This window comes from Microcystis flos-aquae FACHB-1344, assembly GCF_014698375.1.
In the GTDB taxonomy this organism is placed as follows: Bacteria; Cyanobacteriota; Cyanobacteriia; order Cyanobacteriales; family Microcystaceae; genus Microcystis; species Microcystis aeruginosa.
In genome coordinates this window covers 26,094-38,074 of record NZ_JACJSW010000155.1, presented here as the reverse complement: position 1 = coordinate 38,074, position 11,981 = coordinate 26,094, and the positions used below count along the sequence as shown (strand labels likewise).

16 protein-coding genes are annotated in these 11,981 nt (G+C 41.4%); 9 read left to right on the top strand and 7 right to left on the bottom strand.

Annotated features, from left to right (window positions below; genetic code table 11):
• Nucleotides 1–182: 182 nt before the first annotated feature.
• From H6G48_RS14490 to H6G48_RS14480, 3 genes are all read left to right on the top strand, one after another.
• The gene (locus H6G48_RS14490) at nucleotides 183–362 is read left to right on the top strand and encodes a hypothetical protein (RefSeq protein ID WP_242034654.1); all 180 of its coding nucleotides are present in this window, start codon (nucleotides 183–185) and stop codon (nucleotides 360–362) included.
• Between the two features lie 10 nt (nucleotides 363–372).
• A complete protein-coding gene (locus H6G48_RS14485) occupies nucleotides 373–3,105 on the top strand; it encodes a caspase, EACC1-associated type (protein WP_190722286.1) in 2,733 nt (910 codons plus the stop codon).
• Nucleotides 3,106–3,334: 229 nt separating this feature from the next.
• The gene (locus H6G48_RS14480) at nucleotides 3,335–3,985 is read left to right on the top strand and encodes a TIGR04282 family arsenosugar biosynthesis glycosyltransferase (RefSeq protein WP_190722285.1); all 651 of its coding nucleotides are present in this window, start codon (nucleotides 3,335–3,337) and stop codon (nucleotides 3,983–3,985) included.
• Here the strand turns inward: H6G48_RS14480 and H6G48_RS14475 are convergent.
• The 3 genes from H6G48_RS14475 to speD form a co-directional block, all read right to left on the bottom strand.
• The gene (locus tag H6G48_RS14475; protein WP_002759526.1) at nucleotides 3,947–4,459 is read right to left on the bottom strand and encodes a L,D-transpeptidase; all 513 of its coding nucleotides are present in this window, start codon (nucleotides 4,457–4,459) and stop codon (nucleotides 3,947–3,949) included. The genes H6G48_RS14480 and H6G48_RS14475 overlap by 39 nt on opposite strands.
• Before the next feature lie 78 nt (nucleotides 4,460–4,537).
• Nucleotides 4,538–4,843, bottom strand: a complete 306-nt coding sequence (locus H6G48_RS14470) for a DUF6464 family protein (protein WP_079207718.1) — start codon at nucleotides 4,841–4,843, stop codon at nucleotides 4,538–4,540.
• 59 nt (nucleotides 4,844–4,902) lie between these two features.
• Nucleotides 4,903–5,310: an adenosylmethionine decarboxylase gene (speD, locus tag H6G48_RS14465; protein WP_002759529.1), complete on the bottom strand. Its 408-nt coding sequence runs from the start codon at nucleotides 5,308–5,310 to the stop codon at nucleotides 4,903–4,905.
• 311 nt (nucleotides 5,311–5,621) lie between these two features.
• On the opposite strand from speD, the gene H6G48_RS14460 reads away from it, so the two are divergent.
• Nucleotides 5,622–5,930, top strand: a complete 309-nt coding sequence (locus H6G48_RS14460) for a HigA family addiction module antitoxin (RefSeq protein WP_190722284.1) — start codon at nucleotides 5,622–5,624, stop codon at nucleotides 5,928–5,930.
• A gap of 10 nt (nucleotides 5,931–5,940) precedes the next feature.
• Here H6G48_RS14460 and H6G48_RS14455 read toward each other — a convergent pair whose 3' ends face one another.
• Together H6G48_RS14455 and H6G48_RS14450 are read right to left on the bottom strand one after the other, a co-directional pair.
• Nucleotides 5,941–6,594 carry a DUF4335 domain-containing protein gene (locus H6G48_RS14455; protein ID WP_190722283.1) on the bottom strand — a complete coding sequence of 218 codons (654 nt, stop codon included), beginning with the start codon at nucleotides 6,592–6,594 and terminating at the stop codon, nucleotides 5,941–5,943.
• A gap of 2 nt (nucleotides 6,595–6,596) precedes the next feature.
• A complete protein-coding gene (locus H6G48_RS14450) occupies nucleotides 6,597–7,223 on the bottom strand; it encodes a DUF3038 domain-containing protein (RefSeq protein WP_147070481.1) in 627 nt (208 codons plus the stop codon).
• A 98-nt stretch (nucleotides 7,224–7,321) separates the two neighbouring features.
• Here H6G48_RS14450 and H6G48_RS14445 point away from each other — a divergent pair, with 98 nt between their 5' ends.
• The 5 genes from H6G48_RS14445 (at nucleotide 7,322) to H6G48_RS14425 (ending at nucleotide 10,592) form a co-directional block, all read left to right on the top strand.
• Nucleotides 7,322–7,840: an adenine phosphoribosyltransferase gene (locus H6G48_RS14445; protein ID WP_002737799.1), complete on the top strand. Its 519-nt coding sequence runs from the start codon at nucleotides 7,322–7,324 to the stop codon at nucleotides 7,838–7,840.
• Nucleotides 7,841–7,850: 10 nt separating this feature from the next.
• Complete coding sequence (locus H6G48_RS14440; RefSeq protein WP_072924375.1) at nucleotides 7,851–8,912, top strand: ABC transporter permease; 1,062 nt, start codon at nucleotides 7,851–7,853, stop codon at nucleotides 8,910–8,912.
• A gap of 350 nt (nucleotides 8,913–9,262) precedes the next feature.
• On the top strand, nucleotides 9,263–9,571 hold the full coding sequence (locus H6G48_RS14435; protein WP_002737657.1) for a hypothetical protein: 309 nt from the start codon (nucleotides 9,263–9,265) through the stop codon (nucleotides 9,569–9,571).
• Between the two features lie 3 nt (nucleotides 9,572–9,574).
• A complete protein-coding gene (locus tag H6G48_RS14430; protein WP_012266769.1) occupies nucleotides 9,575–10,453 on the top strand; it encodes an SDR family oxidoreductase in 879 nt (292 codons plus the stop codon).
• Nucleotides 10,440–10,592, top strand: a complete 153-nt coding sequence (locus tag H6G48_RS14425; protein WP_190722282.1) for a hypothetical protein — start codon at nucleotides 10,440–10,442, stop codon at nucleotides 10,590–10,592. Before H6G48_RS14430 ends, H6G48_RS14425 begins: the two co-directional genes overlap by 14 nt.
• Before the next feature lie 204 nt (nucleotides 10,593–10,796).
• On the opposite strand, the gene H6G48_RS14420 is transcribed toward H6G48_RS14425, so the two are convergent.
• Together H6G48_RS14420 and H6G48_RS14415 are read right to left on the bottom strand one after the other, a co-directional pair.
• On the bottom strand, nucleotides 10,797–11,177 hold the full coding sequence (locus H6G48_RS14420) for a serine hydrolase (protein ID WP_190722281.1): 381 nt from the start codon (nucleotides 11,175–11,177) through the stop codon (nucleotides 10,797–10,799).
• Nucleotides 11,119–11,964: an ARC6/PARC6 family protein gene (locus tag H6G48_RS14415; RefSeq protein ID WP_190722280.1), complete on the bottom strand. Its 846-nt coding sequence runs from the start codon at nucleotides 11,962–11,964 to the stop codon at nucleotides 11,119–11,121. The genes H6G48_RS14420 and H6G48_RS14415 overlap by 59 nt, the downstream gene beginning before the upstream one ends.
• Between the last annotated feature and the right edge of the window lie 17 nt (nucleotides 11,965–11,981).

Here is an 11,981-nt window from a genome sequence, read left to right as displayed (position 1 = left end):
AGATAGTTTGTGCCGCTTAAATAAAGAGGTTTTGATAACCAAATTAAAGCAGCTCTAAAGAGTTTTGAGTTAAAAGTTAAACTTCAAGTTTTCATTCAGGACAAATGTACTGATTAACTAATTTTTTGGGGAAAATTAGTTAACCCATCATTATAACATATAATTAATTTGCAAGAGTTCTAATGACCGAAGTTAACCCCGCTAATGGGAAAAAGTTGTTAGGGTTTCTGGGCGATCGCCTGGGAGGTAAACCGATAGAATTGTCGGTAGAGGCCAATGATCGCAAGTTGACGGTTAAGGCTCACAGTCGAGAAGAATTGGAAATGGCTATTAAAGCGGCTCAAGACTTTATCTCAGGTTAAAGAAGGTATTATGGCAAAATTTGCTTTGTTAATTGGTGTGAGCGAGTATTCCGAAGGATTGCATTCAATTTCTAGCGCGACTCAAGACATTGAAGCAATGCGCCGAGTATTAGAGCATCCGGACATGGGAGCCTTTGATCAGGTTACAGTTTTGCCTAACCCAGACAAAGGGAGCATGGAAAGAGCAGTCGAGGATTTATTTACTAATCGCCAGAGAGACGACTTAGTTCTTTTATATTTTTCTGGACATGGTCTTAAAGATCAAACGGCTGAATTTTGCCTAAGTGCAAGAGACACTGAGCGTGATCAGAATGGAGAGCTTCGTATCTCAACAATTTTAGCCGCAAGTAAACTTAATAAGTATATGAACAATAGTCGTTCCCAAAGGCAGATGATTATTCTCGACTGCTGTTTTAGCGGAGCATTGGTTCAGGGAATGCCAATCAAAGGGGAACTTAACATTCAAGAGGAATTAGGAGGTAAAGGAAGGGCGATTTTAACCTCTTCTAGTCCGATTGAATATTCTTTTGAGTCGGAAGATAAAGATTTGTCCATCTATACAAAATATCTAGTTGAAGGAATTGAAACTGGTGCAGCAGATAAGGATGGTGATCAATTAATTTCTGTTAATGAATTGCATGAGTATGCCAGCGAACGAGTAAAGGAAGCTGCCCCGGCAATGACTCCCAAATTTTATCTTTCTCTTGAAGGAGAGGATACTATTTATTTAGCCAAATCTCCTCTTGCTGCCACTAATCCTATATTTATTTATCGTGAGAAGGTTAGAGAAATTCTAGATGAATGGAGCAAGGAAAATATATGTAAAGAAAATTTTAATCGTGTAGAAAGAAACTGCCTAAATGAACTAAGAAACGAATTAGATTTATCATTACAGGAGGCAGATATTATTGAACAAGAGAATCTTGCGCCATTCAGAAAAAGATTACAAAATCTAACAGAGTACAAAGCAACTTTTAGAGAATTATTAGCTGATTCTATTTCAATAACAGAAGGAAACAGAAGGAGACTAAAAGAGTTACAAAGCCGTTACGGGCTGAGGGATGAGGATATTCAGGTGATTGAAGAAGAAGTGCAAAATGAGGTTTATCCTATTACTCCGACGATTCCACCAATCACTTCGCCTTCTGCAAAAATCGCCCAAATTTTGCATTCTATAAAAACTTTAAAGCCCCAAAATTTCAAATTAAATCTGCCAGTTAGCATAGGAATAGCATCAATAGCAGTTGTAAGTTTATTTGCCATTTATCGCCCTGATAATTGTCCAAAACAAACGGGAGACTTTATTAGTGAAGGAGAAGAAGTTCTTAATTACTCTCAACCGTTTAACAAGAAGGAAGGTACAGAATATTTTGCACAGTGTGATTATCAAAAAGCCCTGTTAAGATTTAAGGACGCATGGCAACAGGATAGGCTAGATCCAGAAACATTAATTTACTTAAATAATGCTTTACTAGAAGCCAATAAAATGCAATATTACACGATTGCTGTTGCTGTTAGTATTCCCAAAAATCAAAATGACTTTAATGATGATGATGGTGATAGTCGAGCAAATGAAATGTTACGAGGAGTAGCGCAATTACAAACAAAAATTAATCTAGGACTTTTAAATGACAATGATCCATTCCTCAAGTATTTTCCAGATCAAGATTTTATCAACAAAAAAGCGATTAATGGTAAGGGATTAAAAGTTGTCATTACTAATGATGAAAATGACGAATTACTAGCCGAAAAGAGAGCAAAATCTCTTTCCCAGCGTCCTGAAATTTTAGGGGTTGTTGGTCACTATCCCAGTGAAATGACTCTAGCAACGGTGGATATTTATGATCAAAATAATTTAGTTTTGATTTCTCCCGGATCAACGACTAGCCAGCTTACTAAATTCCCCAGAAAAAATTTTCTGCGAACTGTTTTTTCCAGCGATCAACAATCTCCTGCCATTGCAAAATTTTTACAAGAAAAGTCTATTAAAAAAGTGGTAGGCTTTTATAGTGAAGGAAGTCCATTTAGTGAATCTTTTTTTAATAGTTTTAAAACTATTTTTACACGCCCTCCATTCTCTGGAACTGTAGTAAAATTAGATGAATTTGATCTGGGAAATAATTTTAAGGCAGAAGAAGCCATCCAAGAGTTACGACGACAAACAGAAGCAAAAATAACAGAAACAATAGGGCTTGTACTATTCCCAAAAGCAATTGGCGATGCTCAAGGCGATGCAATTAGACTTATAAAACTTAATAATAGTCAAAATTGGGTTATCGGATCATGGGGGCTTCGTAGTTCTCGTACCTTAGAACAAATTAACAACCTACAACCTTTTCAAAAGTTTGTTATTGCGGTTCCTTGGGATTCTTTAACCAGTCCTAACCAGGATTTTCTTAAGGATGCTAAAATTTTATGGACTACAACTTCTGTTAATGCAATAACGGCCCTATCCTATGATGCAACTCTTGCTCTAACAAAAGCTCTAGAAAAGGCAAATACTCCCACACGAATTAATATCCTTGAACACTTAAAGTCTCCTGATTTTCTTGTCACTAAAGGTGCAACTGGGACAATTCAATTCGATGAAAATGGCGATCGCCAAAATCCCTCCGTAGAATTTGTTCGCATTGTGGAGTGTCGGACACTAAGTTCAGATTTTGCTTTTGTCCCAATCAAGCATCCTACTGCTAAAGATGCCGGTTTATCCTGTTTAAACTCACCTAAAAAGCCTAGTCCCTAGCTAATCAGGGTTGGCTGAAAAAGTCTGAAATGCCGCTAGGAAAAAGGTTTCGACTCAATCAAGCGATCGCCCCTCTTGTAGGTTGGGTTGAGGAACGAAACCCAACACAGAATTAGATAACCAACTAAAATAATCTATACTAAGCCAATAAAGCCCGTTTTATTGGGTTTGCTGCCTTCTATTGACAGTAGGCTCAAACTAATAATGAATATCATCGTCGCAATCACTCGTGGACTGGAGACAACAACTGATTATTTTTACCCGTTATCCAGAATTGGGGAAAGTAAAAACCCGTATGATTCCGGCCTTAGCAGCCAAGGGAGCCGAAGAATTGCACCGAAAACTGGCCGAATATACTCTCGGTAAATTAGCGGGTTTGAAGAATTTTCTCTCTCTGATCATTTACTACCATGGCGGCAGCGAGGAAAAAATGCGTACTTGGTTAGGTGTGCATTATTGCTATCATTCTCAACGGGGAAAAGACTTAGGAGAAAAGATGCAAAATGCTTTTGCCGATGGTTTTGCTCAAGGGATGACAGCGATCGCTATTATTGGCACAGATTGCCCAGAAATCGGGGAAAAAGAGATTTTAGCAGCCTTTGAGGCCCTAAAAACCCACGATATGGTTTTAGGGCCGGCGTTAGATGGAGGATACTACCTAATTGCTTTAAAACAGGTCTTTCCAGAGCTTTTTGACGGTATTCCCTGGGGAACGGGGGAAGTCTTGGCAAAAACTCAGACAATCGCCGCTAAACTGGCTTTAAAGACCGCTTATCTGCCTAAATTAGCCGATATAGATCGCCCGGAAGACCTGCCCATCTTAAAAAATTATCTGCCAGAATTAAGGTTGAACGATGACGGGGGTTCCCATGCGGACTAAATCAAACAACACTTTCACATCCCGATTCCGCATCCGCACACAACCATGGGAAGCGGCACTACCGAGGGAATTTTCCGCGGGGGTGCCATGAAAACCGATGGAATTTTTGCCGTCACTCCAAAAACCGATCCATCTTTCCCCTAGGGGACTATTGGGACCGGGGGTGCTGACTTTTCCTGTCCAGGGACTTTTCCAGACGGGATTGCGAACTAATTCCCGCACCTCAAATTTACCGGTGGGGGTTTCCCAGCCTTTTTTGCCGACGGCGACGGTAAATTGCGCTAAAACTTTACTATCTTGATAAATGTAAACTTTTCTCTCTTTCAGTTTCAGGACCAGATGGGTAGCGAGAGTTTGATTGGCTGCGGTATTCGGGGTGACGGTGCTGATTTGGTTAGCTTGGGCCGGATATACGGGTAAACAAGTTAATCCTAATCCGATGATTAAGAGGGTCAAATTTCGTTTGAACGCCATTGTTCCCACACTCCTCAATTGCGATAGCGATAATTTTTAAGGATAGCAAATAGGGAACTTTTTGGAAGCTCAAGCCGCTTACACTGTGCCAGTTTTAGCTTCGTACTGCCGACAACCTTCACAGGGACCGGTGGGATTAACCGCACAACGCAAATGGGGGGAATAGGCATTAAAACGACAACTAAGATCACCTATAAATGCCGGTTTATTTTCTGTCCCTGGAGGGATTGACAAAAAATCACTGGCAATCACCGTGCTGTATTCGTGACGATAGCGAATCCCTCTCAAACGGTTGCTTAATCTCTGTTGGGATCGGTTAATCAACCAGAGACTAACGAGAGAGGGAAAGATGGCAAGGATAAAAACAAGGGTTATCCTGATCACGATTTCAGTTTAGGCGATCACCAGTGCTGCTAACTTATTATCGAGGCCGGCGCTAGAAATTAGGCCATAACTAGGGAAGACTTCAGGGGTTCTTCCTTTTTGCTTTCATAAACTGCCCCAGGACCGGGGAATCCTCTGGTTAGTTCCCGCACTTTAATCTCACCTGCTTGCAGGGATTTGGTCAAAATTTCCATGGCAACCACGGGTTTACCCGCACCACAGAAGAATAAATCGGCGGCGAAATAGCCGTGTTCAGGCCAGGTGTGGATCGCGATATGAGATTCAGCTAAAGTCGCCGTCGCGGTAACTCCGTGGGGACTGAACTGGTGGACACACAAATCGATCAGCGTTGCTTCTCCTGCCGTAATTCCATCGAGGATAGCGCGACGAATGCGCTCGGGATCGTTGAGGAGGTCAGCAGGTACTTGCCAAGCATCGACAATCAAATGGGTTCCCAGTTTGGTCATTTTTTTTTCAATACTCCCTATCGAAAAACCTTCACAGATTTACCAGTATAACACAATTTTTCTAACTTGTGCAAAAAAGATCTGGTTTTTCTCGGTTACTTTTTCTAAAAAACTGAGACAGTGTGGGGTGTGGGGTGTGGGGTGTGGGGTGTGGGGTGTGGGGTGTGGGGTGTGGGGTGTAGGGTGTGGGGTGTAGGGTGTGGGGTGTAGGGTGTGGGGTGTGGGGCGAAGGCTTACGTCTGCTTGACAATAGTATTGTTAGGCGTTAGGATTCGAGCGTGGTGGACTACCACTAAAATTAGCTAAATGCGATGAACAGCGACCATTTGCCCAATATTCATCCCGGTGAAATCCTCAAGTTAGATTTTCTGGAACCGCTCAATATTACCCCCTACAGACTGAGCAAAGATTTAAGCGTAGCTCAAACTCGTATCGGTGAGATTTTAGCGGGTAAGCGTAGTATCACTGCGGATACAGCTTTGCGTCTGTCACGATATTTCGGTAACAGTCCTCAGTTTTGGCTGAATCTTCAAACAGACTACGATCTCCGTCAAGCTCAGGCAAAGAATGCCGAGGTTTATAACCATATTCCCGTCACTCCATTTACAGATGTAGCTTAGGGGCCTAATTTTATCTGGGGGGGGGGACGGGATTAGTGGGGACGGTGGGACTGGGAGAAGCGGCGGGAATGGGGGGATTTTCGGGTTTACGGACTTGGGGGACGGGTGACAGATAGAAAAGTAGGGCGCAAGCGACAAGACTGCCTAATCCTGCCAAAAAAGGTACTGTTCGACCAGCCACCGATTCATTGACCTTATGGTAGCGACGGGAAACTGGCTGTAATTTCAGGGTTAGGTCAGGTAAAGTGCGAGTATCGGCAAAAAATTGGTCAATCGCTTCTATTAAATCGAATAACTGCACGGTACTGATTTCTATCTTCACCGGACTTTCCGGGATATTCAAGTCCGTTGATGGATACCAGACCAGACGATGGAGATTCTGGTCAATCTTTTCTAGGTACACATGATCTGGTTCATGGACGGGATCTTGGGGATGACGAACACCACTTAAAAATTCTTGGGCATACTGACTGACCGCTTGTACTAAATTTTCCAAGAAAACCCGACCACCTTGCAGGACTTTATTGGCCCCGATTAACCGACATTCTACGTTAGTCAAAATTGAGAGTAAAGGTCGGCTATCACCGGGGTTAGCTGGGGCGGAATCATCGCCGAAACCATCGAGAATCAGGGTACAATTGGGCAGGCTATACTGTCTTCTCATTTTTACACTATCTCCCCATCAAATAAACTAATCCAAAACCGCTGCATTCCCGTCGTACCAGTACAAAATAATAACTGATCGAGGAGGGATAAAGCCAGTTCATTTAAAGCATTTTCATCGGCTAGATAAACCGATACTTTGGCCCGACGGGGGTTCATGCGACTGCGAAAATTGGAGCGAAATCGTTCTAGGTATTCTGATAAAAGAAAATTATTATCCACGGGTAAACCCTTTGATTCCATCTGTTGCCGCGCTAACAGTAATTGTCGGATGGATATAGCCAGGGGTTTGGCCCGATAACTGGCAATGATAACTAAAGCTTTTGCTTGGTCAAGGGTGAGACGGTCGAGAGTGTAAGAAATTCGCCACGGATTGGTACAGCGCAGGCGCCAGAAAATAATCCGGTTTTTAACAATTTTATCGAGTCCTAGTTCTTTACAGAGGGCTAACAGGGCCTCCCCGGCGCCGACTTCTAAGGATTCCAACGCTAATAGCATTAAATCGATATGCTGTTGGAGATGTAGGGCGCATTGCTGACTGGCAATCGGAAAATCGGGTAAAACGCTTAAAATAACCGGTTTTTCTGGGGCTGATGTTGTAGATTCGGGCGTTAGGCTAGTAGAGGTCATGATATAGGAGAACTAAAACACAAGGGCGATCGAGTCAGGGTATTGTAAATTGTATTGTATAGATAGCTGTCCCCCATTTTACGAGACACGGAAACCGAATGGATCTGAAATCATTGATTCGCGATATTCCTGACTTTCCCAAACCGGGTATTGTCTTCCGCGATATTACTACCCTACTCAATCATCCCCAAGGATTACGTTACACGATCGATACCCTAACGGCAAAGTGTCGCGATTACGGTTTATCCCCCGATTACATTGTCGGTATGGAATCCAGGGGTTTTCTCTTTGGTGTTCCTTTAGCATACCAATTAGAAGCGGGATTTATTCCCGTCCGGAAACCGGGCAAATTACCCGCCGCCGTTCACAGTATCGAGTATGATTTGGAATACGGAAGCGATAGCCTCGAAATTCATCAGGACGCGGTGGCATCCCATCATAAAGTCTTAATTGTCGATGATTTAATCGCGACGGGAGGGACGGCGAAAGCGACGGCCGATTTATTAGAAAAAATTGGTTGTGAGGTGTTAGGATTTGCCTTTATCATCGAGTTAATCGACCTTGGTGGTCGGGAAAAATTACCCGATTTACCGATTATTACCCTCATCGATTATTAGGTTTTTTTCTATGACGGCGACTGATGATAATTATAAGGATGCAACCGCTCGATCGAGTGCTAATGGGTTACAATCTCTCCTAACTAGCGAAACTTTTTTATATATTGTCAAGCGTGTTCTCCAGGGTTTATTAACTCTGTTGTTGGCCTCGGCTTTGAGTTTCGCTATTATCCAATTAACCCCCGGCGGTTTTCTGGCTTTGCTTGACCTGAATCCCAAGATTAGTCAGGAAACTAAAGAACAATATATTGCCCTTTTTGGTTTAAAAGACCCGCCGATTGTCCAGTATTTTAAATGGTTGTGGCAAGTGGTAACTCAGTTTAATTTTGGTCTGAGTTTTACCTATTTTCGTCCCGTGTCTTCCCTATTATTAGAGAGAATTCCAGCGACGTTATTAATGTCTTTGACTTCCATCATTTTAACCTGGGCGATTGCAATTCCCTTGGGTATTCTCAGCGCCGTCAAACAAAACCAATTTATCGATAAATTTTTCCGAGTTATCAGTTATCTTGGTCAAGGGTTCCCCAGTTTTATCACTGCCCTTTTACTGCTAATTCTCGCCCAAAATGTCTCGCCGCTTTTACCGGTGGGTGATATGACCAGTATTAACTATTCGGAATATTCCCCTATCGGTAAAGTTTTAGATATCGCTTGGCACATGATTTTACCAACTATTGCCCTGACAGTTACCAGTTTTGCAGGATTACAAAGATTGATGCGGGGACAATTGTTAGATGTTCTGCGACAGGATTATATTCAAACCGCGAGGGCGAAAGGTTTACCGGAAAATAAAGTTATCTATGTCCACGCTTTACGCAATGCTATTAATCCTCTGATAACTCTTTTGGGCTTTGAATTTTCCAGTTTGTTAAGTGGGGCATTTATCGCCGAATTTTTCTTTAACTGGCCCGGATTAGGTCGTTTAATTCTGCAAGCTGTGACGGCTAAAGATTTATATTTAGTTATGGGCAGTTTAATGATGGGTGCTACTATGTTGATTATCGGTAATCTCCTGGCTGATTTACTTCTCAAAGCTGTAGATCCTAGAATTAAATTGGAGGATTTAAAGTAGGGGAAATGGGGAAATTTTATCAGTTATCAGTAAACAGTAATCAGTTATCAGTGGGGAGATGGGGAGACCACTGCGTGCGCGTTGCGGGGGGAGACCACTTCGTGCGCGTTGCGGGGGGAGATGGGGGAAATTTCAACTAAAACCCCAAAACCCCAAAACCCTAAAACCCTAAAACCCTAAAACCCAACCCCCAACCCCTTTTTTCCTTTTCACTTTTTACTTAAGTAGGGAGGCACAATTATTTGTAGGATGGGTTAGCGGTAGCGTAACATGAGCAGGCGTTGGGTTTCATGCTTCAACCCAACCTACGTTCATCTTATATTTAATTCCACCCACCCACTTAACAAAATATGTTAGCAACTACACATTATTTACTCAGGTCAAAACAAGACGGACAATACCTAGTGGCGCGTCTGAGAAAAGGTGAAAGCGAAACTCCAGCTAGTTATCTGCTTCTGTTTAAAGAATCCTACGATGCTTTAAGTTATATCAACACCCATGCTCAGGATTTAGCCAATAATTTTTCTGTGGAAACTCTCTCAGGAACACAATTAAAGGGACTGATGCAGCGATGGGGATTTGCAGGAATTGGTTTAGTTAGTGAACCTTTGGAACCACAGGTGCAGTTTTTAGCCTACGAAAAAGGATTTAATCTCTAAACTATGAAAACGCTGTTAATCACTGGAGTTAGTGGGTTTTTAGGTTGGCATATTTACCAAAAAACTCGCTCATCTTGGGCAAGTTTTGGTACATATTTTAATCACAATGTCAATAGTAATGACCCGAATTTAATTAAAATTAACTTAACAGACTTAGCCGCAGTTAGAGAACTTTTTCAACAGATTAAACCCGACGCGGTAATTCATGGGGCTGCCCAATCAAAACCGAATCTCTGTCAAGAATTTCCCCAAGCATCCGAGGCAATTAATCTGACAGCTTCTCTAGAAATTGCCCGTTTATGTAGTCAATATCAAATACCGCTAGTTTTTACCTCTACCGATTTAGTTTTTGATGGTAAAAATGCCCCCTATTCCGAAAATGATACCGTTTCTCCCGTCAGTGTCTATGGTGAGCAAAAAGTAGCGGCAGAAAAGGGTATTTTAGCAATATATCCTCGGGCGGCTATTTGTCGAATGCCTTTGATGTTTGGTTCCCCTTCTCCCACCGCTAATAGTTTTCTGCAACCCTTTTTAAAAACCCTCCAAGAGGGAAAAGAATTATCTCTATTTACCGATGAATATCGGACGGCTGTTGGGGTTAATAGTGCGGTGAATGGTTTACTTTTGGCATTAGAAAAAGTGCAAGGGATTATTCATCTGGGGGGTAAAGAAAGAGTTTCTCGTTATCAATTTGGTTTACTAATGGCGGCAGTTTTTAACATTTCCATAGAACAAATAAAACCCTGTTTACAGTGCGATGTTCCCATGATTGCGCCGCGTCCGCAGGATGTTTCTCTTGATAGTTCTCTTGCTTTTTCTTTAGGTTATCAACCATTAAGTATTAAAACCGAATTAGAGGCAATTAGAGATGAAATTATCTGAACAAAAGCGGACTATATTAATTATCTTGCTCCTTTTTTTTACCGCTATTCTCATGGCCAATTATTTTGAGGTAGGGATGACAGGAGTGTTAGCTTTTTTCGTTGCCTATCTTTCTAAAGGATTGCGAAAAGTTAGGTAGGGTATGCTGAAAAAGCCTGAAATGCCGATAGGAAAAAGGTAAAATATCCTAAAAGTCCAGCACTTTTTTATTCAGTACATATGTATAGAATCTCGGCGGCAACTCCATCAGAACCAGAATCATTTGAATTACCCTTTGCAATTTAATTGGCGTATTTACCTGCTTATTTTCCCGACTTCTCTCCTATTTTAGTCTTTTATTAAGTCATTTTTTAAGCATTTGGTTATAAACTTGTCGTGAAAGAATTGGGAAAAACTCTTTATCTTGATAAAACTTTTTTTCCTCTCCAAAGACAACTAAAATATAATGAGCTTTGTTATCAGGACTGACGATAATAGCCGCATCATTTCGATTATTAAATGTCCAGCCCATCTTAGCATAAAATTGAGTGTTAACCGGGAGAGATTGACCTAAAAAGTTTTGGATAGGATTAAAAGGTTTTTCTTTCCACGCTTGAGGATGTAAATCTCGTTTAATTAATTGTTTAATCGCTTGGCTATAAGCTGGCGAAATGGCTTGTTCTTGCTCAATTTCGATTGGAAATTTTCCAATTTTTACTCTCTTTTTTAAACCAATAGGTAACATTTTTTTGATAAGTCTGGGTTGGGGTTCCACATCCGGCACTTCTGGGACCATGGAGCGTAAGTTGTTCCGTTACATTGACTGTTATTGAAGGTGACGAACCTGAAGGATCAAAAGAGACTATCCGATTAATATTGGAAAAATCATAAGTATAATAACAGCCTTTAGAGCGCAGCCAACCCACTGTCCCCCCACAGATTCCATCATTACATTTTTCTAAGGTATTAGAATAAAGTTCTCCGGTGGCGTATTGCTTCACTAAGCTGTCGTCAAAAGAAGAACCGAAAGCTTGTCTTTTAACTTCATACCAACGTTTAACAAGTTTTGCTGCTTCATCTTGTGTGAGATCATGGGAAGATGAGGGAGATGGAGAGAGTCTTGGTGTCGGTGTCGGGGAAGAAGCGAGCGTTCCTAAACTTATATCTATCTTAAAAGTTTTAGAACCTTTGGGGGCAGCAATTTGCAGCAAATACTTTCCGTCTTCTGGCAATTTTGTTCCTTGTAAAATTTGATTGTCTGGACTATAAAGCCACACACAGATATCATCATCTGTGTTATAGCTAAGGTTTTGTCCTGACTTTCCTGTAAAAGTGTATCCGACAGCTTTAGTGGCACTAACCTGATTAGATTTGGTGATAGTTTCAGTGGTTAGGTTAACATTTTCTAGATTTTCTGCCATGAGAATAGCTGTGGGTTTTTGAGGACATTCTGAAGTTGTTTGAGGTTGATTAAACTGAAAATTACAACTACTGAGAAAAAAGAGAGATGAATAAATAAGGATCTGTTTCATGACTTTACAAGTGCCGA

What these genes read in the sequence shown, in the direction of transcription:
- H6G48_RS14490 (WP_242034654.1), top strand. Translation starts at nt 183, where the DNA reads ATGACCGAAGTTAACCCCGCTAATGGGAAAAAGTTGTTAGGGTTTCTG.
- H6G48_RS14485 (WP_190722286.1), top strand. Translation starts at nt 373, where the DNA reads ATGGCAAAATTTGCTTTGTTAATTGGTGTGAGCGAGTATTCCGAAGGA.
- H6G48_RS14475 (WP_002759526.1), bottom strand. Translation starts at nt 4,459, where the DNA reads ATGGCGTTCAAACGAAATTTGACCCTCTTAATCATCGGATTAGGATTA.
- speD (WP_002759529.1), bottom strand. Translation starts at nt 5,310, where the DNA reads ATGACCAAACTGGGAACCCATTTGATTGTCGATGCTTGGCAAGTACCT.
- H6G48_RS14460 (WP_190722284.1), top strand. Translation starts at nt 5,622, where the DNA reads ATGAACAGCGACCATTTGCCCAATATTCATCCCGGTGAAATCCTCAAG.
- H6G48_RS14455 (WP_190722283.1), bottom strand. Translation starts at nt 6,594, where the DNA reads ATGAGAAGACAGTATAGCCTGCCCAATTGTACCCTGATTCTCGATGGT.
- H6G48_RS14450 (WP_147070481.1), bottom strand. Translation starts at nt 7,223, where the DNA reads ATGACCTCTACTAGCCTAACGCCCGAATCTACAACATCAGCCCCAGAA.
- H6G48_RS14445 (WP_002737799.1), top strand. Translation starts at nt 7,322, where the DNA reads ATGGATCTGAAATCATTGATTCGCGATATTCCTGACTTTCCCAAACCG.
- H6G48_RS14440 (WP_072924375.1), top strand. Translation starts at nt 7,851, where the DNA reads ATGACGGCGACTGATGATAATTATAAGGATGCAACCGCTCGATCGAGT.
- H6G48_RS14435 (WP_002737657.1), top strand. Translation starts at nt 9,263, where the DNA reads ATGTTAGCAACTACACATTATTTACTCAGGTCAAAACAAGACGGACAA.
- H6G48_RS14430 (WP_012266769.1), top strand. Translation starts at nt 9,575, where the DNA reads ATGAAAACGCTGTTAATCACTGGAGTTAGTGGGTTTTTAGGTTGGCAT.
- H6G48_RS14425 (WP_190722282.1), top strand. Translation starts at nt 10,440, where the DNA reads ATGAAATTATCTGAACAAAAGCGGACTATATTAATTATCTTGCTCCTT.
- H6G48_RS14420 (WP_190722281.1), bottom strand. Translation starts at nt 11,177, where the DNA reads ATGTTACCTATTGGTTTAAAAAAGAGAGTAAAAATTGGAAAATTTCCA.
- H6G48_RS14415 (WP_190722280.1), bottom strand. Translation starts at nt 11,964, where the DNA reads ATGAAACAGATCCTTATTTATTCATCTCTCTTTTTTCTCAGTAGTTGT.